General features: G+C 50.5%; 15 protein-coding genes. 11 read left to right on the forward strand and 4 right to left on the reverse strand.

What is annotated here, in order from left to right:
• The first annotated feature begins 3 nt into the window (after positions 1-3).
• The 7 genes from QQM41_RS07375 (at position 4) to QQM41_RS07405 (ending at position 11,930) form a co-directional block, all read left to right on the forward strand.
• On the forward strand, positions 4-315 hold the full coding sequence (locus tag QQM41_RS07375) for a hypothetical protein (protein WP_339076707.1): 312 nt from the start codon (positions 4-6) through the stop codon (positions 313-315).
• Positions 316-497: 182 nt separating this feature from the next.
• On the forward strand, positions 498-2,753 hold the full coding sequence (locus tag QQM41_RS07380; RefSeq protein ID WP_339076708.1) for a peptidase domain-containing ABC transporter: 2,256 nt from the start codon (positions 498-500) through the stop codon (positions 2,751-2,753).
• A gap of 4 nt (positions 2,754-2,757) precedes the next feature.
• The gene (locus QQM41_RS07385) at positions 2,758-4,224 is read left to right on the forward strand and encodes an HlyD family type I secretion periplasmic adaptor subunit (RefSeq protein ID WP_087651591.1); all 1,467 of its coding nucleotides are present in this window, start codon (positions 2,758-2,760) and stop codon (positions 4,222-4,224) included.
• 46 nt (positions 4,225-4,270) lie between these two features.
• Positions 4,271-6,043 (forward strand): SEL1-like repeat protein, encoded by a 1,773-nt coding sequence (locus QQM41_RS07390; RefSeq protein ID WP_339076709.1) that lies wholly within the window; start codon positions 4,271-4,273, stop codon positions 6,041-6,043.
• A 72-nt stretch (positions 6,044-6,115) separates the two neighbouring features.
• Positions 6,116-9,196: a glycosyltransferase gene (locus QQM41_RS07395; protein WP_339076710.1), complete on the forward strand. Its 3,081-nt coding sequence runs from the start codon at positions 6,116-6,118 to the stop codon at positions 9,194-9,196.
• 69 nt (positions 9,197-9,265) lie between these two features.
• Positions 9,266-10,399, forward strand: coding sequence for a hypothetical protein (locus QQM41_RS07400; RefSeq protein ID WP_339076711.1), 1,134 nt, complete (start codon positions 9,266-9,268; stop codon positions 10,397-10,399).
• Between the two features lie 76 nt (positions 10,400-10,475).
• Entirely contained in the window at positions 10,476-11,930 is a 1,455-nt protein-coding gene (locus tag QQM41_RS07405; protein ID WP_339076712.1) for a glycosyltransferase, read from the forward strand.
• Positions 11,931-11,988: 58 nt separating this feature from the next.
• On the opposite strand, the gene QQM41_RS07410 is transcribed toward QQM41_RS07405, so the two are convergent.
• The 4 genes from QQM41_RS07410 to QQM41_RS07425 are packed head-to-tail and all read right to left on the reverse strand — an operon-like array spanning position 11,989 to position 15,480.
• Positions 11,989-12,576, reverse strand: a complete 588-nt coding sequence (locus QQM41_RS07410) for a membrane integrity-associated transporter subunit PqiC (RefSeq protein ID WP_196332624.1) — start codon at positions 12,574-12,576, stop codon at positions 11,989-11,991.
• Positions 12,576-13,532, reverse strand: a complete 957-nt coding sequence (locus tag QQM41_RS07415) for an MlaD family protein (protein ID WP_003630154.1) — start codon at positions 13,530-13,532, stop codon at positions 12,576-12,578. The genes QQM41_RS07410 and QQM41_RS07415 overlap by 1 nt, the downstream gene beginning before the upstream one ends.
• Positions 13,533-13,537: 5 nt before the next feature.
• Positions 13,538-14,323 carry an ABC transporter ATP-binding protein gene (locus QQM41_RS07420; protein WP_050818610.1) on the reverse strand — a complete coding sequence of 262 codons (786 nt, stop codon included), beginning with the start codon at positions 14,321-14,323 and terminating at the stop codon, positions 13,538-13,540.
• Positions 14,323-15,480: an ABC transporter permease gene (locus QQM41_RS07425; RefSeq protein WP_339076713.1), complete on the reverse strand. Its 1,158-nt coding sequence runs from the start codon at positions 15,478-15,480 to the stop codon at positions 14,323-14,325. Before QQM41_RS07425 ends, QQM41_RS07420 begins: the two co-directional genes overlap by 1 nt.
• 306 nt (positions 15,481-15,786) lie before the next feature.
• Between QQM41_RS07425 and truB the strand changes: the two genes are divergently transcribed.
• From truB to QQM41_RS07445, 4 genes are all read left to right on the forward strand, one after another.
• The gene (gene truB, locus QQM41_RS07430) at positions 15,787-16,704 is read left to right on the forward strand and encodes a tRNA pseudouridine(55) synthase TruB (RefSeq protein ID WP_035352292.1); all 918 of its coding nucleotides are present in this window, start codon (positions 15,787-15,789) and stop codon (positions 16,702-16,704) included.
• 31 nt (positions 16,705-16,735) lie between these two features.
• Positions 16,736-17,005 carry a 30S ribosomal protein S15 gene (gene rpsO / locus QQM41_RS07435; protein ID WP_014457520.1) on the forward strand — a complete coding sequence of 90 codons (270 nt, stop codon included), beginning with the start codon at positions 16,736-16,738 and terminating at the stop codon, positions 17,003-17,005.
• A gap of 278 nt (positions 17,006-17,283) precedes the next feature.
• A complete protein-coding gene (gene pnp / locus QQM41_RS07440) occupies positions 17,284-19,434 on the forward strand; it encodes a polyribonucleotide nucleotidyltransferase (RefSeq protein WP_003624193.1) in 2,151 nt (716 codons plus the stop codon).
• Between the two features lie 59 nt (positions 19,435-19,493).
• Positions 19,494-20,912, forward strand: a complete 1,419-nt coding sequence (locus QQM41_RS07445) for a nitronate monooxygenase family protein (protein ID WP_050818607.1) — start codon at positions 19,494-19,496, stop codon at positions 20,910-20,912.
• Positions 20,913-20,960 lie beyond the last annotated feature (48 nt).

The following is a 20,960-nucleotide window of genomic DNA, read 5'->3' on the forward strand; positions in this document are numbered from 1 at the left end:
GATATGAAGTCTGATCATCATGAAGATGCACTTTTATTTGTTAATACAGAAATAACGCAAGAACAGAATGCAGAGTGGTGCCATGTTTGGCGTTGGAATGGACAAGTAGGGCATCATGCTGCGCATTGTGTATGCTGTACCGGGCAAGGCAGCTTATCGGCATTTTTGCTGGCGCGCGCTCAGGAAAGCGTTTTAGGGCGCTGTGCACCGTATCAATCTGTGTGGATTATATGTTGCAAAAATGAAGCAGAACGTGTGCAGAACCGATTGAAGAAAGAAGGATTTTTAAATTCTTTTTATAAATTTGTCGGTTAAAGCCTGTTTTCTGCCTTTATTACTACTCAGTTTTCTTTGCATATTTTGCAATAACCTACGCAGAAAAACTTGGAGACTGTGTCTTCTCCTGTCATAACGGCGCATGTGCCGGGCAGGAACGTATCTGCTGTATTTGTGCGGTACGCTGTATTGTTAAGTTGGTTTAACCAAAAGGGTTGTGCGTGGACCAGACTGATCATGTGCCGGAACAGGCCGGTTCTCCTTCAGATACAGATCGCGGTCAGGGAGCTCCTGTTTCTGCGCCTGTTATCCGGTTAAAAGCTGTTGTCGCAGCTGCCAAATATCATGGTCTGGAACTGGACATCCGTGATTTTGCAGCGGAACCAGGAGAGGATACGCCATCCCCTGCAACATTAGTGCGCTGGTTAGAAGATCAGGGTGCTGTCGCAAAGGCCGTGCGGATTAAGTGGCGTTATCTTGTTAAGATGACCAACTCTCCGCCGATTGTTCTGATGTTCCGGGACGGTTCCGCGGCGCTGATGGTGAATGCGACACCAGATCGTGGGGTCGTATGGTTGCAGGATCCGCTCAAAGGTGCAGCTGTAGCAGCTGTACCGGTAGATGAACTGCGCCTCTCCCAGATATGGACTGGTGATATTCTTCTTATCAAGCGGCGTAAGGGGGAATCGGAAGCAGATGCTCCGGTCAGTCTGGGATGGCTGGCCCAAATGGTGCTGCGTGAAAAGCGCTCTTTGCGGGATATTGGTATCGCATCCATGACGTTGAGTGTGCTGCAGATTTTTCCACCACTTGTTGTGATGCAGGTGGTGGATAAAGTCGTGGGTTATCACTCCATGTCAACGCTGGTTTCAATTTCTGGTTTGTTGTTTATATTTTCACTTTACGAGATACTTATCAGTTATGGGCGGCGTGAACTGTCTATGGTGCTGACAACACGCATTGATTCTCGTATTTCTTTACATCTTTTCAGCCGCCTTGTGTCTTTGCCGTTGGAATATTTTGAACGCCAGCAGGCGGGGAATGTGCTTGGGCGTGTGACAGCCATCTATAAAGTGCGAGATTTTTTGACCGGACGGTTGATGAACACTGCTCTGGATATGTTTACGCTCGTTGTTATTCTGCCTTTCCTTTTTATGCTCAGCTCAACGCTGGCTTGGATGACAGTTGCTTGTGCCGGTCTTATTGGGTTGGTCGTTGTGGTTGCCATGAACCCACTTGCCAAGCTTATGATGCAACAACTCGCTGCAGATCGGAACAGAAGCGCTATCCTGTATGAAAGTGTGGCTGGTATCCGTACTCTCAAAACGCTTGCTTTGGAGCCTATTCGTAAACAGGCATGGGATGATGCCACAGCAGAGGTTATTCGCTGGAAACTTGCTGTAGGGCGTTTTTCAAACTGGGTCCAAACAATAGTCATGCCGCTTGATCTGTTTATCAATCGCGGCATTATTTTGGTGGGTGCGTATCTGGCGCTTGTGAGCCCTTCTACTGTGGGAGTGGGCGGCCTGATTGCATTCATGATGCTTGGGTCGCGCGTTGCTTCTCCGTTGGTTGGTTTGGCAAGGCTTATGGATGACTTTAACGAAGTTATGGCATCACTAGGGGAAGCCTCATCGGTTCTAAATCAACCAACAGAAACAAAGGCACTTACGACTGGGATGCGCCCGCGTATTAAAGGGGCACTATCTTTCGAGGGCGTTAATTTTTCCTATCCTGGATCTACTCAGTTGGCTTTGAAAAACGTCAACTTTTCGGTGCCAGCAGGCACTATGCTGGGACTTGTTGGGCGAAGCGGATCTGGTAAATCTACCATTACCCGTCTGTTGCAAGGGGTTAGCCGGTCCTACACGGGTTATCTTAAGCTGGATGGTGTTGATTTACGTGAAATCAATCTGACCCACTTGCGCCGGTCTTTTGGGGTGGTGTTGCAGGATAACTTCCTGTTCCGCGGTACCATTCGCGAGAATATTACGGCTGGCCGTCCCGGGCTTACGATTGATGATGTTGTGCATGCAGCCAGAATGGCCGGAGCCGAAGAATTTATTGAACGAATGCCTGCAGGTTATGAAACTTTCATTGAAGAAGGTTCAACCAACATTTCTGGTGGCCAGCGTCAGCGGCTTGCTATTGCACGTGCCGTCATTACTGATCCTAAACTGATGATTTTGGATGAAGCAACGTCTGCGCTGGATCCAGAAAGTGAGGCTTTGGTAAATGCAAATCTGGAGCGGATTGGTCAAGGCCGTACTATGGTCATTGTTTCGCACCGTCTCTCTTCTCTCGTGAACTGTGATCAGATTTGTGTGATGGATCAAGGGGAAGTGGCAGATATTGCACCCCATAATGTTCTGCTTGAACGATGTGATATTTATCGGACGCTTTGGATGCAGCAAAACCGGCATACAGAAGGACGAGCTTCTTCTGAAGGTGCATCTTTGATCGCGGAAGGGGAGTAGTTCCATGAGCGAACAGGATACACGGATCGTGCCTAATGGCGGCTCATCTGATGAAAATCAGCAGAACTCTGTGATGCCCGCTTCAGATGATTTTCTTAAGCAAGCTGACGATGCTTACGCACAAGGTGATATGCCTATTGCGCTCTTGGAGTTTCATTCTCCTACAGCGGCACTGGTCAATATGCCGCCTACCCCCAGTGCGCAATATATTGCGTGGGTTATTGGTGGGTTGGTACTGTTTTCCATGATCGGAATGACAATCTTCCCGCTGGATCGTATTGTTTCCACTCAAGGTCGTTTAATTTCGAGTGAACCATCGCTTGTAATCCAGCCTTTGGATACATCAATCATACGCTCGATTGATGTGCGGGAAGGGGATTTTGTTCATAAAGGCGATGTTTTAACGCATCTGGATCCCACGCAAACAGGCGCAGATAGTGAAAATCTGAAAAGCCAGATGGATCAGTATCAAGCTGAAGTGGATCGTCTTACGGCAGAAGCTAACGGGCAGGATTATAAGCCTGATCTGGGCAATATGGCCGCGTTACCACAGGGTGAGGCCTATTTGCGGCGTATGGCGGAATTTAACGCTAAAGTTGAAAATTATAATAAACAGATTGCCAGTTTGCAGAGCGATTTGCAGGGATATGTTGCAAGTGCAGCAATGTATGCTGCGCGTGCCAAAGTGGCCGGTGACGTTCATAAAATGCGCATGGAGCTCCAGAAGGATCAGGTCGGAAGTCGTCTGTCTACTCTAAGTGCCCAGAATGAGTTGATGGAAGTTGAACGTTCACAGATTTCAGCTCAGCAGCAGGCAGCCTCTACACGGAATAAGTTGGCAGCTGCGGTTTCTGAAAAAGAAGGTTATATTCAAACTTGGAAGGCCGAAGTTTATAAAGATTTGATAGCGGCACAGCATAAGCTGGCAGAAGCAAAGGGTGCTTATCAAAAAGCTATTTTACATAGCAGCATGGTGGCACTGAAAGCTGATGAAGATGCCATTGTCCTGAATATAGCTAAAATTTCCGTTGGGTCTGTTGTTACTCCGGCAGAAAAAATTATGACCCTTGTGCCTGTAGGGAAAGGGTTAGAAATTGAAACTGTTATGTCTGGGCAGGATGTTGGTTTTGTACGGCTTGGAGATAAGGCGCAGATAAAGTTTGCGACTTTTCCTTACCAGCAATATGGCGGTGCCGAAGCAACAGTTAAAACCATTAGTGCAGATTCCTTTGTATCAGGTAGCAGTAGTGGACCTAGCTCGGAAGATGTTACGCCAGACAATACTTCTAAGTCGTTTTATACTGTTCGCTTGCGGGTAGATAAATATACATTGCATGGTGTGCCTAATTTCTTCCATCCGCAGCCTGGTATGCCAGTTACGGCAGATATTCGCGTTGGTAAGCGTACAGTCATGCAATATATGTTGAATAGCTTTGTGCCGTTGATGACAAATGGGATGCGTGAACCCTGATTGGTAAAGCGTGTATATAATACTCTGTATATAGAGGATTAAGAATTTGGTCTGGAAACTGTTTCAGAAAACGTTTGGTAGGTCGGGTAAAAATATTGAAACCCGCCTTGAACAGGCCAAAGCGCAACTCAAAGAACAACCAGCAGATGCCTTTAGCAAGCTGGCTGTTCTTGCGCGAGACGGAAGCGCAGAAGCCCAATTTTTAGTTGGGCAATGTTATCTTACGGCACAGGGGGCGCCACCAGACTTGGTGGAAGGAGCGCGCTGGGTACGTCGTGCGGGGCAGAATGGATGGGCTGAGGCTTCTTTTGTTCTGGCAACGCTATATTTGCACGGTTTGCCGCAAGAGGTAGATGCAAATACTCCGAAATCTATTTTTGACGATCCAACAGAGCAAAGAAAGCGGGAACCAGATTTTGTTAAAGCAGCAGAGTGGGCCCATCGTGCGGCAGAGGCCGGGTATGCTGATGGGCAGGCTCTGTATGGATATGTTTTAACGGCTGGCCCGGAAAGTATTCGCAATCCAGAACAGGCTCTGGAATGGTATCAGGCTGCCGCGTCTCAGGGGTGCGTGCAAGGCCATTTAGGGCTTGGCCTTGCAGCGCTCGCAAAGGCGAAAACACAGGAAGATTATACCGCGGCTGCTGTAGAGCTCAAAAAAGCAGCTGATGGTGGTATGGGCACAGGCCTGTATCTTATGGGCGTCATGACGGAGCGTGGTATAGGCGTTCCGCAAAACATTCCTGAATCTACATCATATTTTGCAAAAGCGGCAGAAAAGAAAGTGCGTGGTGCACAAGCAAAATATGGCTTGGCCCTGCTTTCTGGCAAAGGTGTTGCGCGTGATGTGGTGCGAGGTGAAACGTGGTTAAGACGTGCAGCTTTGGCAGGGGATGCTGAAGCTGCAGCCATTCTGGGAGATATGCACGGGCGAGGTGGGGAACTGCCTCCCAACTATGCAGAAGCGATTTCTTGGTATCGTTTTGCTTCGGATCAAGGGCATGCGGCATCTAGCCGTACTTTAGGTAATATTTATCTTAGTGGTGTGGGGGTTCCGAAAGATCCGCAGGCCGCAGCGCAGTGGTTTAAGATTGCTGCAGAACAGGGAGATAAAGAAGCTACGGCTGAATTGGGCAATCTGGCTTTGGCTGGTATTGTACCCACAGTAGAGGCAGCGGAAGTTCTGGAATGTTATCGGAACGCCGCGGCACAGAATGACTTTCTGGCTGCCTTTAATGTCGGGGTTGCGCTTGCTCAAGGTATCGGTGCTCAAAAGGATGAGGAAGCAGCCCTTAAGTGGATACGTAAAGCAGCAGATAAAGTTGTGAATGCCCAGTATTGGTATGGGCGTATGCTGCTGGAAGGCCGGGGTGCAGAACGTAATCCGCAAGAAGGGCGGGAGTGGGTGGCAAAGGCCGCTGAATCCGGCATGACCGAAGCGCAGCTAGCCTATGGCCACTTGCTTATTACCGGAACAGGTGGTCCAAAAGATCATCCTCAAGCACTGCAATGGTACAAAAAAGCGGCTGAATCTGGCAATATAGATGCCATGTTCTCTATGGGTGCCATGTATGGTGGAGGCCATGATGTTCCGGCAGATTTGGTTTTGGCCCGCTCATGGTTTCAACAGGCGGCAGAGGGCGGTCATAGCCTCGCACAGTTGATGATGGGGCGTTATCTGGCCAATGGAATTGGCGGAGATAAGGATATTGAGGCCGCTCGGTCTTGGTATCGTAAAGCAGAAAAACAGAATGTTCTGCAGGCCAGTATCGAACTTTCCAAGATCGGAAACCAGGAAGTCACGCAAGCATCTTCTTAGAAAAGATCGTGCACTTTCCAAGATTCTGATATTTTATTTTTACGACATACTTAAAAGAGTAGGTGCACATCTATGGCAACCCTGAAGCAGTCTGAAAGTCAGCAGGCGGGGTTTGTCACAGAGGCAGATCGAACGGTATATGAACAATATGCAAGTGCTGCAGCACAAGAATCTTTCAGGCAAGGAAATGCTGCTTGGCAGGCTGGTTCTTATGCTCTTGCATGGGATTGGTTAGAAAGAGCCAATAGGCAGGCGCGTGATAACCCACATGTTATGTTTGCACTGGTTTTGGCGCGTCAGGCGGTAGGACATCATGACGCTGCTATTGAGCTTTTAGGACAGCTTTTAGAAAAATTTGATTTTCGTGAGGGCTGGAGCCTGCTGGCAACGTTACAGCAGGCGCATGGCGTTGGGTATCAGGCTTTACGTGCTCTTCGGCATTTGCTCACAGATTATGCTTGCACCCCAGATGTAGAAAAGCAGGCGACAATTATTGCGCGTTTAAATGGTGTTGTTAGCTGGTATGGAGTGCAGGGGAATGGCCAAATTGTAGGGGCGGGCCTGCCAGAAAAAGGTTTGCAACTGGTTATCGATGGTCAGTTAAAGAAAGCAGTGCGTAAGAAGGGAGCATGGTTTTGCCCTTCAGGTTGGCAAAAGGCCCATACGCTTTGCATAGTATCTGCACAGAACAATATTTTTCCAAATGAAGGTGTGTGTCCACAAAAGATTGTTCAGTGTGAAGGGTTAGTAGATGTGGGAGAGGAAGGGCTAACTGGCTGGGCCTGGTTACCCCATGATTCGGATAATGCACCTGTTTTGAATGTTCTAGCCGCGCAGACAGGAAAGAAAATTCTAACACTTTGCGCAGAAAATTTTTGTGATTCTGTTAGTTCAAAACAACCATTAGCGCGATATAGAGCATTCACTGTTCCATTTTCTGCATTGCCAGAAGGTCCGGTGAGAGTAATAGGGCCAGATGGGAAAGATCTGCCAGGTAGCCCAATAGATGCAGATATGCTGTATTTGGCAGCTAATCAGATTGCACACTACGTGGCAGATCAGAGTAAAGGTAAAGAACAATCTCGCATACGCGTATCTATTCCAAAAATTATGCCTCTTCCTGTTGTAGAAGAAGGAAGAACACAGCCAAAAGTTTCAGATCATAAAGTTGAAGTTGCGGTTGTTATTCCGGTTTTTAAAAATGCTGCGCGTACTTTAGCCTGTTTGCGTAGCGTGCAAGCGAGTTTGAAACCCAAGGTAAGTGCGCACGTTTGGGTGGTGAATGATGCATCTCCGGAGCCAGATTTGATAACTTCTGTTGTGAGTTTTTGTCAGCAGGCTGGTTTCCATTATCTAGAAAGAGCACAGAATGGTGGGTTCCCATGTGCGGTGAATGAAGCACTACGCCATCTCACAGCGCATGATGTTGTGTTGCTGAATAGCGATACGTTGGTACCAGAAGGGTGGCTGGAAGCGTTGCGGAAGGTTGCCTATCTAGAACCGGATACAGGTACAGTTACCCCTTTTTCGAATGATGCCAGTATTTTTTCCTATCCAGATAAAAATGGTGCAAACCCGGTACCAGATCTGGAAGAAACAAATATGTTTATGCAAATGGCACAGGCTGCCAATGTGGGCCGTACTGTAAAAGTGCCTACTGCTCACGGCTTTTGTATGTATATCCGGCATGATTGTTTGCAGCAAACAGGGCTGTTGCGTGAAGATGTGTTTGCGCAAGGTTATGGTGAAGAAAACGATTTTTGTATGCGTGCCCGTGCCCTTGGGTGGAAACACGTAGCTGCTCCTGGTGTTTTTGTGGCGCATGTGGGGAGCGGATCGTTTGGGGAAAGTAGCAACCCCTTAATGCAACGAAACCAAAAATTTTTGGAACGACTGCATCCTGGCTACCATGATTACGTTGCACAATGGGTTAAAGCAGATCCTCTTTTTTTGGAACGCAGGCGTCTTGATCTGGTTCGCTTCAGAGGTGATAGGGCAGAAGATTTTTCAGATCAGGCCGTTTTATTGGTGACGCATGCGGTTGGCGGAGGCGTAGAAAAGGTTGTGCAGGAGCGTGTTGCCTTTTGGCGTAAGCATAAAATACGTCCGCTGATCTTACGTCCATCTGAGCAGGGATGTGTGCTGGAAGATGGAACGGGTGAGGAGAAGTATCCTTCCCTATGTTTTGCATTTTCTAAAGATATGGCGCTTTTTCTGCGTCTTTTGCGTGCAGAGGGTATTGGGCGGATTGAGTTCCATCAAACTACAGGACATGATCAGCGTGTGATGGAGCTGCCGGCACGTTTGAGATGTGACTATGATGTATTTGTGCATGATTATATCTGGTTTTGTCCTCGCATTTCATTGATGGGGTTGAAAAATCGTTATTGCGGTGAACCTGATGAGGCAACGTGCGAAGTTTGCGTTACTGTAATGGGACGCCGCATGGATAACACGCTTAGCATTGCGGCCTATCGTAAAGCGGCACATATCTTTTTAGAGAAGGCAAAGCAGGTTTTTGTGCCATCGCACGATACTGAGCGAAGAATGCAAAAATATTTTTCTGACGTTCAGTTTTCGGTAAAAAAATTAGAAAACGATCGTTTTTTTAAAAAAACATTTCAATTTCCAAAACCGAAGGACCGTAAAACAGCACAGGCGAGTGCATTTTTGGCACAGGGTTCTAGGCGCGATGTCTCTCGTATTCGGGTATGTGTTGTTGGTGGAATATGGTTTGAAAAAGGTTATGATATTTTGTTTGAGGCGGCAGTAGATGCTGTTTTGCGCAATTTACCGTTAGAGTTTGTGCTTGTAGGCCATACGCGCGATGATGCGAAATTGTTAAAAACAGGACGCATTTTTATAACAGGTCAGTTTCAAAAACAGGAAGCTGTTTCCTTAATTCATGCAGTAGATGCGGATATTGCTTTACTGCCATCTGTATGGCCGGAAACATGGTGTTTTGCTTTGGGAGATATCTGGAGGGCCGGATTGTATGCTATTGCATTTGATCTGGGAGCTCCGGCAGAGCGCATCCGTTCCACAGGTTTGGGGAGTGTGGTGCCGTTTGGTATTTCCATACAAGAGTTGAATGAAAAATTATTGGAAAAGGGTAAGGAAATGGCACAAAAAAGAAAGCTTTCCCTTACTTAACTCTTTCTTTACTTGCCGGTGTTTTTTTGTTTTACAGTTTAGCTGAAAATTTAGGACGGAAGAGGTTTTATGTCTCAGGCAAGCCAGCAGCGGATTACTGATCTGAAAGTCACAGGTCATCTGATGACACTCCAGACCGGTCTGTTCTGTATCAGCCATGCAGCAGGGCAGCAGCCACCAACTGCTGCCGGGTTGCCCGGAGTGCGCATTTCTCTTCCTCCTGTTTCTGCTCCGGGCAATGTTCAGATTGTAACGTTTGAGCAAGATGGTTGGTTGGGTGGCAGAAACAATGCTGCTTTAGTGCGTGTGCGCCGTGGCCCAGCGCAGGTGATGATCACCATTTATCAGGAAATGAACACGCGGCATGATGCGCCGCGTTTGCAGGTGATTCAGCTGAGTGCAGAATCTGACCCGCTGCCGGTTCCTGTGCCTGTGGCATCTGAGGCTGCTGCCCCTAAAGAAGTTCCGCCTGTAGAAGCTCCTGTGGTTCAGAAGCCTGAAATTGGTGCCCATATTCAACGTCGTGGCGATGTTACTGGTATTCTGGGTGAGTGGATGGGTGTACCCGGCAGTCAGGCATGGATTGAAGGTTTTGGTATCGCACCAGCGCATCTTATTCAGTCGGATGATATTGAGTATCAGGCTGTTCTGGGTAAGGGGTGGCTTTCTCCGTGGGTAGAAGGGGGCCAGTATTGCGGTAGCCGTGGCATGGCCCTGCCTATTTTGGGTTTGTGTGTGCGCCTGAAAGGTGCAGCCGCTAAAAAATTCATTTGCCGTGTTACAGCCAGCTTTACCGATGGTACCAAAATCGGGCCGGTTGAGAATGGTGAACCTGTAGAAGCTGATAGTCTCGCACCGTTGGAAGCGTTCCTTGTTGAAATCCTTCCGCGAGATGCAGACAGTAAAGCCAAGCGTGGTGGACGCAAACGGAAGCAGAGTGCTGCAGAAGATCTGGCGGCCCTGCTAGAAGAAGAGATAGACGAGCTGGAAGCAGAAGTTCTGGAAGAGGCTGCGGAGCTTCTTGAAGAAACAGAGCTTGAAGACGAAATAGAAGAAGTTATCGAAGAGGAGATTCCGGTTAAACCGGTAAGGCGCACAGCCAAATCTCAGCCTCGTCGTGCTTCTTCTTCTGCCCAGCAGGCTAAAAAGCCAAAAACGACAGGGCGCGGCGGAGCGCGCGGGCGTAAGCCTTCCCGCCGTTAAGATATTCAGGGAACAGGTCTGGTTGAAATACCGGGCCTGTTTTTATTTGTGATCTGAGCAGCACGCAGGTGCAGGTTTGAAATACCTTTTTATCCATCAAAATTTTCCCGGCCAGTACCTGCACATTGTGCGCCATCTGGTGCAAAACGATGAAAACGAAGTTGTTTTCATTAGTGAAGATAACCAGAACGCCATTAAAGGTGTGCGCCGTGTAAGGTACCGTATGCCCCGAGGGGCTGCGGCGCAGGCCCATTTGGCCGTGCGCGAGCTAGATATGGGCATGGTACGGGCTAATGAGGTTGAAAAGGCCGCACGTACCTTAAAAAATCTGGGATTCCAGCCTGATATTATTATCGGCCATCATGGGTGGGGAGAGCTTCTGAATATTCAGGATGTTTATCCCGATGTGCCTGTATTGGGGTATTTCGAGTTCTATTATCATACAGAACCCGGGTTTGATGTAGGCTTCGATCCAGAATTCCCGCTTCAGCCCCAAATGTTGCCAATTGTGCGGGCCAAGAACGCCATTAACTTGCTGGCCCTTACAGGCCCTGGCTATGGCCAGACGCCTACGGATTTTCAGAAAAGCGCTTATCCTGCATGGGCAGCAGATAAAATTACCGTGCTGCGCGAAGGCGTAGACTTGGAAACCTGCAAGCCAGATCCGAAACTTGCAAAGAAGATTTTCAAACTGGGTGACATCAAAATCTCACCTAAAAACAAACTGATTACCTATGTCTCGCGTGATTTAGAGCCCTATCGCGGCTTCCATGTGTTTATGCGTGCGCTTCCTCGGATTTTGGAAGAGGAACCCAACGCACACGTTATTATGGTTGGGGGGGATGGAGTCAGCTACGGGGCACCATTGGCATCTGGTTGCTGGCGGGAGAAAATGCTTCAGGAGCTGGAAGGTCAACTGGATCTGAGCCGTGTGCACTTTGCCGGTAAAGTTGATTATCAGGATTTTCTACGTCTTCTGCAGCGTTCAGATGCTCATGTTTATCTCACTTACCCTTTTGTAGCCTCGTGGTCTTTGCGTGAGGCAATGGCAATGGGGTGCGCTATTGTTGGAAGCGCTACAGCCCCCGTGCAGGAATTTCTGACAGATCAGGAAACGGCTGTGCTGGTACCGTTTACGGAGCCAGACAAAATTGCCGATGGTGTGTTAGAGGTGCTGCATAATAAACCGCTGGCAACCCGTTTGCGCCGCACAGTAAGAGAAAAAGCTGAGCAGACTCTTTGTATCAAGTCATATCTGACTGAGTATGAAGCGCTGATTGCCCGTTTGGTTGCGAAGCACAAACCGGAAGCGGAATTGTCTTCTCAGGAAAACGCGGAAGAAGTTAAACAACCGGCAAAATCTGTGAAAAAGCCAGCGTCACGCTGTGTTGCCAGTAAAACGGTTGCTGCGCGCACCCCGCGCACCGCTAAAAAAGCGGTATCCACTGTTGCAACCACAAAATCCCGTCCTACGGCCCAGAAAGTGGCCGCAAAGCCCCGTAAAATTGCATCCGTTAAGAGGCGAAGTTAAAAGCTTTGCCCGATATAACTACCCGGAAAGTGCGGGAATGGTTATATCGGGCCGCTTTTTACTGTGTGGGTGGAATGGAAAGATTAACTTGATCTGCCAGCTGAATAACCAGCTTGCGCATTAAAGATGCTGTATCTGCATCCGTAGAAACAGATCCTGTGGCCGTGAGGTGCGCACGGTTGCGAATGAGCGGTTTTTTAGGATCCCGCGGGATAACAGCCCAGTTTGCATCCAAAACTGCCTGACCATCTACATTCACATCAAAGCGTGAAACGTTAATCTGAACGCGCATATTGGCTGCATCTGCCAATGGCTGGTCTGTAATCAGTTCATTGGGGTGGGATGATGCAATTTCGTTGGTCACCAAATCTGTAATGCCGAGAGAAAGCCGTGTTGCCCAGCGCGAACGCGGGCTGCGAATGACCTCTTCTCCCTGCCGGGTGATCATGTCCTGACTATCCAGATAATCAGGCAATACCGTGCGGCTGATTTCTATTGTGGTCAAACGGGCGGAAAGATGCGGCTGTTGAACATCCCGGTCGCCCGGCATCCCAAGTGTGTACAGCCGAAGAGGGGGGGAGGCACAACCTGCAAGCAGGGTGCATGCTCCCAGAAAAGCCAGAGCAATACGGCGTGGAGGAAACATCATGGACGGCGTCCCATCAGCAGAAGTTGCGGGTTACGTTCCACATCGCTGGCGAAGCCACGTAGCGAGGCTGCAGCAGCAGCAATATCTCGCAGGGAGGCATCCAGATTTGCTCGGTCGATAGAACGTGGTGAAAGAATATCCTGCAAGGAATCCAGAGTTTTTGTAGCAGAGGCCAATGTTGCGTGCAGATCCTTGCCACGGGCATCAAGCTGCGTATTGCCGGTATCCATCAGCTTGTCCATTTTCAACAGCGTCACATCCAGCTTGGCCTGTAGATCCTTAATGGCATCTGTTGCGGCCTGTACTGTCTCATGGGAACGATCAGCCGTTTCCTTCACGCTGGAAATCAGCGGCGGCAGGTCCTCACGCAAATGATCGCTCAAGGAGGTAATGGAAAGCAGGGCCAGATCAGCATGGTGGCTGATATCCTTGATGGGAATCTGGCCAATGGTGTCTTTCAGCTTTTCCATAGTGGAAAGACGGACAGGAATTTCCGGCAGGTTGGTAATGCGTGGGTGCAGAACAGGCGTAACGGACTTATCAAAATCCAGCTCGATGTTGGACTGTCCTGTTACAAAGCTTTGCAGGTTCAGTTCGGCACGTAAACCATTGCTGATCATTTCCTGAATGCTGACTTTGGTGCCTCCCGGCACGTCTTTCACCACATGGATCTGGTCTGGCTCTAGCGTGAGCACAACAGGAATGTAAGCTTTACGGTCCTGCGGATCAAAGCGCAGGGTAATGCTTTTAACCGTTCCCACCTTAACGCCGCGGAAATTTACGGGCGCACCCACAGACAGGCCGGTGATGGAGTTCTGGAACACAACGGCAGCTTCACGCGAGGGGGTGAAGAAGCGCATGTGCCCAAAAGCCATGATAATGAACAGGCCCAGCAAGCCGCCAAGGATCACAAACGCGCCGATCAGAGTTTTCCGGTTTGTGCTTTGAGACATGCCGTTCAGCCTTCTGTCTTGTCTGCGGAGGGAATAGAGGCAGATCGGTTCATAAACGCCGTTACCTCAGGAATCTTGCAGGTGTCGTGCAATGCGCGCGGTGAACCATGCGCAATAGGTGTGTGTGTTTTGGCATCTAAAAAGATGCCATCGTCTGCAATGGCAAACAGGCTGGGCAGTTCGTGGCTGACAATCATAATGGTTGCTCCCAGCCCATCCCGTAATGTCAGGATCAGATCATCCAACCGGGCAGATGTAATGGGGTCTAGCCCTGCGGAGGGTTCATCAAAAAACAGAATGTCGGGTTCTAGGGCTATGGCACGCGCCAGACCTGCACGTTTGCACATGCCACCGGATATTTCGGAGGGGAACAGATCAATCGCCTGTTCCATACCCACAAACCCGAGCTTGAGTTCCACCAGACGCCGAATGGTGTCGGGCTTAAGCGAAGTGAACATCTCCAAAGGCAGGGCGACGTTTTCACCTACCGTCATGGAGCTCCATAAAGCACCGCTCTGAAACAGCACGCCGTATCGGTGATTGATATCCGTGCGGCGGGCATCGGATTGCGCCCAGTAATCTTCTCCATCTACCAAAATTTGCCCAGCGGTGGGGCGCAGCAGCCCGATCATGCTTTTAAGCAGCGTGCTTTTGCCACAGCCTGAACCGCCCATAATGGCAAAGATAGAACCGCGCTTTAGATCAAAGGAAACATTTTTCTGAATGATCTTGGGGCCGAACGATAACTGCAAATCACGGACGGAAATAAGGGTTTCAGCGTCAGACATCATCAGATTCCAAGCGCGTTGGCTATCACGGCAAAAATGGCATCCATGGCAATAATGCCTACAATACCAATCACCACGGCGCGTGTGGCGGCAACGCCCACATCAGCGGCACTGCGGCCGGCTTTCAGGCCCACACGGCAGGCGGCCAGAGCAATGAAGCTGGCAAAAAAGAAGGATTTGATAAACCCGAAGATAAATTCCTTCAGCTCAACGCCATCAAAAGTGGAAATCCAGTAGCCGATGGGGGAAACGTCCATCATGCTCATGGATACGGCAAAGCCGCCAAAGATCGCAATAATGGTGCCATAAAGATAAAGCAGCGGCATCATCAGCGCTAGAGACACAATGGATGGCAGCAGAATGTAGCTGGAGATAGGGATGCCAAATACCTGTAGGGCATCAATTTCTTCATTGCCCAGCATGGTGGAAATGCGGGCTGCATAAGCGCCACCGGTCCGGCCCGCCATGATAATGGCTGTCATGATGGCTGAAATTTCACGCGCACAGGCAATGCCAACCAAATCTGTAACGTAAATTTCTGCAGCAAATTTCCGCAGTTCAACCAAGCCGACAAAAGCCAGAATGGCACCAACAAGAAAGTTGACGATGCCAACAATCAGCAAGGCATCAGGGCCAGCATTCCAGATATCCAGCAACAGGTCTTTCATGCGCATGGCACTTTTGCCACGTACAGCCTGCGCGGCACCTTTAGCTGTCTCTAATGCCAGCTCACTTACTGTGCCGGTTTCGGCCAATCCATTGAGAGTTGCGTCACCTACCTGCGCAAAAATGCCTTCGTTATTGCGTGGTGGTTGTGCGGGCTCAGCAGGTGCATCGGGTAAAAGGGCCAAAAGTCTTTGTGCGGGAGCAGGAAGGTTTTGCTCGTCAAAGTGAAGCTGTGCCTTGCTGGCAGCTTGTTTGACATCCCACAGGAAGGCAACAAAGGCTGAATCCCAGTTTTTTAAACCGGTTGTATCGATGTGAAGAATATGGCCGGGTTCAACAGGTAGTTTATCTTGCGGAAAAGGTGTTGTTCCGCCAGCCTGAACTGTCCAATCCCCTTCAATACTCAAGCATACGCCATCTGCCGTGTTCTGAAGAGACCACGAAGGTGTATCGGCAGCCTTGTTAAGACCGGAAGGGGGAGATTGATCAGCCATAATTTGGTGGCGACATTACGGCACAGGCAAGCCTATGACCAGCCCCTTTGGCACACACATGCTAGAAGTGGTAAACCTTGGGTTTACCTTGGTTTAAGAGCAATAACTTGGCTGACAGTCTTTTCTGACAGGCCAGCATTGCGCCTGATGGCAACATTGCATGGCATGGTGGCCTTCGGCTACATGCTGCGCCAGATGGAGTATGCGCTCCATAATTATTAGGTCTTGATACAAACGCAAAAACCTTCTGGCTGAGCCGTTCATGGCTGCTGCATGGTATTTGATGAATCGCATACGGGAGTTTTCATGCGACGCAGACGTGGGCGGCCCCTTAACGGCTGGCTGATAGTAGATAAGCCTTCCGGCATGACATCAACGCAGGTAGTGGGGCGTGCGAAGAGGTTGTTTGATGCGCAAAAGGTAGGGCACGGCGGCACATTGGATCCGCTGGCAACAGGGTTGCTGCCTTTGGCTTTTGGTGCGGCCACCAAAACTGTGCCTTATGTTATGGATGGCACCAAGGTGTACCGCTTTACCCTTAAGATGGGTGAGGCGCGTGATAGCGATGATGCTGATGGCAATGTTATTGGTACATCTGATGTACGCCCTTCAGATGAAGAACTGCGTGCTGCCTTGCCGGCGCTTACAGGTGATATCATGCAGGTGCCGCCCGTTTTTTCTGCCTTGAAAGTGGGTGGAGAGCGTTCTTACGATATGGCGCGAGAAGGCCGTCCGCCAGAATTGCCGCCACGGCCTGCACGGGTTGATCGGTTTGAGCTGATTGAACGGCCAGATCGGGATACCGCGGTGTTTGAGGTCGAATCCGGCAAAGGTGTTTACATGCGTGCGCTGGCGCGTGATGTGGCTCTGGCATGCGGAACTGTGGGCCATATTACTGTGCTGCGCCGCCTGCGCGTGGGGCCTTTTACAGAAGCCGATGCGATTGTGCTGGACAAAATCACCCCAAACGACGACAACGCCCATGCTTCACCGGAACTTCTGCGTCCGGTCTCGACCGCGCTGGCCGACATCCCGGCGCTGGCCTTGACACAGGATGAAGCAGTTCTGCTACGGCACGGGCAAGCTCTCGGCCTTGTTGATCTGATGGGGCGTATCCCACAGACCGCCGAGGAAGGGGGCGTTGTGCGTGTTATGGACGGTGAGCACGTGCTGGGTATTGGCCGTCTGGAAGACGGATGGCTGAAGCCGGTACGGATTCTCTAAAACCTGATATGTTTTTTGATGGAGACATGTGATGTCGATTACTGCTGAACGTCGCACGCAAGTTATTGCTGAATACCAGACTGCACCGGGTGATACGGGCTCCCCGGAAGTGCAGGTGGCGATCCTGACCGAACGGATTAACAACCTGACCGAACATCTGAAGACCCACGCGAAGGACTTCCATTCTCGCCGTGGTCTGCTGATTCTCGTTGGTCGTCGCCGTAGCATGCTGGACTACCTGAAGGGCAAGAGCCAGACGCGTTATGAAACGCTGATTGGCCGCCTGGGCCTGCGCCGCTAAAAACGGCTTAACGGGCGGGAAGAGGTGTTGTGCATACATGATCTCTCTTCCCGTTCGGGATTTTCGCTGGCACTTGTTTGTTGGCGTTACCATATTGGATACAGCCACAGGTTTTACATCAGGGCGTTTCGTGCCCGGTAAGCCACGGCGTTTCCGACCACATGGCGCCTGGGAGGTTTGTTCCGCCAGTCACCATGCCGTCCGAGGCGCTGTCCGCCCAGCCGGTCTGTCCTGTTGTTCTGTGGCTCTGAAGCGAAATAAAAACAGAGGCTTACAGAATGTTTAACTACTTCCGTAAAGAGATTGAATGGGGCGGCCGCCCACTGATTCTGGAAACCGGTAAGGTTGCCCGTCAGGCTGATGGCGCCGTTATGGTTACCTACGGTGAAACCGTTGTATTGTGCACCGCCGTTGGCGCAAAAGACGTCAAGCCGGGTCAGGATTTCTTCCCGCTGACGGTTAACTATCAGGAAAAAGCTTACGCTGCTGGTAAGATTCCGGGTGGTTTCTTCAAGCGCGAAGGTCGTCCTTCTGAAAACGAAACCCTGGTTTCCCGCCTGATTGATCGCCCGCTGCGTCCGCTGTTCCCCGAAGGGTTCCGTAACGAAGTGCAGGTGATTGCCACCGTGCTGACGCACGATATGGAAAATGATCCTTCCATTCCTGCGCTGATCGGTTGCTCTGCAGCTCTGACCCTGTCTGGTATTCCGTTCTTTGGCCCCGTTGGCGCTGCCCGCGTTGGCTTTAAGGATGGCGCATTCATCCTGAACCCCACACAGGAACAGATTAAAGAATCAGATCTGGAACTGGTTGTGGCTGGCACGGCTGAAGGCGTGCTGATGGTGGAATCCGAAGCTTCCGAATTGTCTGAAGAAGTGATGCTGGATGCCGTAACATTCGGCCATACAGCGTTCCAGCCGGTTCTGGATGCCATTATCTCCTTGGCAGAACATGCAGCCAAGGAACCTTGGGCGCTGGCAGAGCCGACCAAGGAAGAAATTCAGCTGCGTAAGCAGGTTGAAAAAGCTGGCCGCAAGCTGATTGCTGATGCCTATAAGGAAAAGCAGAAGCAGGTTCGCTACGAAAAGCTGAAAGCTGCGCGTGAAGCGATTATTGAAAAGCTGACGGCTGATGAACTGGACGTTGCAGCAGCCAAGCCGATGATCAAGGATCTGGAAGCTGACGTGGTGCGGTCTTCCGTTCTGAAAACCGGCAAACGTATTGATGGCCGTGATCTGGTAACTGTTCGCCCAATCGTGCCGGAAGTGGGTATTCTGCCGCGCGTGCATGGTTCTTCCCTGTTCACTCGCGGTGAAACACAGGCGCTGGTTGTGACCACGCTGGGCACCGGGCAGGACGAACAGGTTATTGATGCGCTGGAAGGTGAATACCGCACCAACTTCATGCTGCATTATAACTTCCCGCCCTTCTCTGTAGGGGAATGTGGGCGTATCGGTTCTCCGGGACGTCGTGAAATCGGGCATGGCAAGCTGGCATGGCGCGCTATTCACCCGCTGATGCCTTCCCGTAAGGAATTCCCGTACACAGTGCGTGTGGTTTCCGAAATTACGGAAAGCAATGGCTCTTCCTCCATGGCAACCGTATGCGGTGGCTCTCTGGCTCTGATGGATGCTGGTGTGCCGTTGAAGCGCCCGGTTGCTGGTATCGCCATGGGTCTGATCAAGGAAGGCGATGATTTCGCTGTTCTGTCCGATATCCTTGGCGATGAAGATCACCTTGGGGATATGGACTTCAAGGTAGCCGGCACCGAACAGGGTGTGACAGCCCTGCAGATGGATATTAAGATTACCTCCATCACGCCGGAAATCATGAAGATTGCTCTGGGTCAGGCACGTGATGGCCGGATGCACATTCTGGGTGAAATGAGCAAGGCGCTGACAGAAACACGCACCAACGTGTCTTCCACAGCACCGAAGATTACCACCATGAAGGTGCCCCGGGAAAAGATCCGTGATGTGATCGGTTCTGGCGGTAAAGTGATCCGTGAAATCGTGGAATATTCTGGCGCCAAGGTTGATATTGGGGATGACGGCACAATCACTATTGCCGCAGCCTCTGATGATCAGGCACAGAAAGCCATTGATCGGATCAACGGCATTGTAGCGGAACCAGAACTGGGCCGCATTTACGATGGTAAGGTTGTTAAAACCGCCGACTTTGGTGCGTTTGTAAACTTCCTTGGTGCGCGTGATGGCTTGGTGCACATTTCCGAACTGGCGCAGGGTCGCGTTGGTAAAACCACGGATGTGGTGAAGGAAGGCGATACCGTGAAAGTTAAGGTCATCGGCTTTGATGATCGCGGTAAGGTTAAGCTGTCCATGCGTGTTGTTGATCAGAACACAGGTGCGGATATCACGGAAACTGTGGGTGAAAAGCCCTCACGTGGTCCCCGTCGGGATGCTGAATAAGCATCCCTTTTCGGGTCAGTTTCAACCATACGGATAGTTGCAGGAACGATAGGACGGTCATGAAGGCGATCAATACGGTTCGCATGGGGGGGGTGGATATCCTACCGCTGGTGGAAGGCGGTAAGGGGGTTTCTGTCTCCACAGGCGTATCGGCCGGGGCGTGGGCTGCAGCAGGTGGCGCAGGCACGGTTTCTATCGTCAATGCAGATAGTTATGATGAAAACGGGCAGCCAGTTCCCCAGATCTATCACGGTCGTACGCGCCGTGAACGGCATGAGGAACTGGTAGATTACGCCATTCGTGGCGGTATTACCCAAGCGCGTGTTGCGCATGAAATGTCCGGTGGAAAAGGCCGGATTCATGCCAATATTCTGTGGGAAATGGGATCAGCCGAACGGGTGATTACCGGCGTGCTGGAAGGCGCACCGGGCCTTATCCACGGTCTTACATGCGGCGCAGGTATGCCGTATCGGCTGTCTGAAATTGCAACACGGTTTGGGGTGCATTATTACCCCATCGTGTCATCTGCACGTGCTTTTAATGCGCTGTGGAAGCGGGCTTACCATAAATCTGCCGATTTGCTAGGCGGCGTGGTTTATGAAGATCCTTGGCGTGCAGGGGGGCATAACGGCCTTTCCAACACGGAAAATCCGTTAAAGCCGGAAGATCCTTATCCACGCGTTGCGGCTTTGCGTAAACTTATGCGCGGATTTGGATTGGATACTACGCCTATCATCATGGCGGGTGGCGTATGGTGGCTGGAAGAATGGGAAGACTGGATTGATAATCCTGAGCTTGGCCCCATTGTGTTCCAGTTTGGCACACGCCCACTGTTGACGAAGGAAAGCCCTATTCCAGAGGCATGGAAGCAGCGCTTGCTTACCCTGAAAAAGGGTGATGTATACCTGAACCGCTTCTCTCCCACGGGCTTTTACTCCTCTGCAGTCAATAACAGTTTCTTGCAGGAACTACGTGAACGGTCAGAGCGGCAAGTTCCTTTTGCTATGGCAGCAGAAGAAGATCTGGTCGTGCCCTACGGCATTGGTGCGCGTAAGCGCGAAGTGTTTGTAAAGGCTGATGACCTGCCGCGTATCCAGCAGTGGGAACAGCAGGGCTTTACTGAAGCCCTTCGTACCCAAGATTCTACGCTGATTTTTGTAACACCAGACAGAGCGCGTGAGATTCTGGCAGATCAGGCCGATTGCATGGGCTGTCTGTCTGAATGCCAGTTCTCTAACTGGAGCCAGCGTGGCCCCAATTATTCCACGGGCCATAAGGCAGACCCACGTTCTTTCTGTATTCAGAAAACACTGCAGGCTGTGGCGCATGCCAGCGGGCCGGATGCGGCTCAGGTGCTGGATCATAACCTGATGTTCGGTGGCACAAACGCATGGCGTTTTGCGACCGATCCTTTCTATGCCAACGGGTTTGTGCCAACGGTGCAGCAGTTGGTGGATCGGATTATGACCGGGCGTTAAATCCAGCTAGGGTAAATGCTGATTATCCAAGGAAAAGGCGGTTCCCAT

Source organism: Acetobacter sp. AC2005 (assembly GCF_037901235.1).
GTDB lineage: Bacteria > Pseudomonadota > Alphaproteobacteria > Acetobacterales > Acetobacteraceae > Acetobacter > Acetobacter oryzoeni.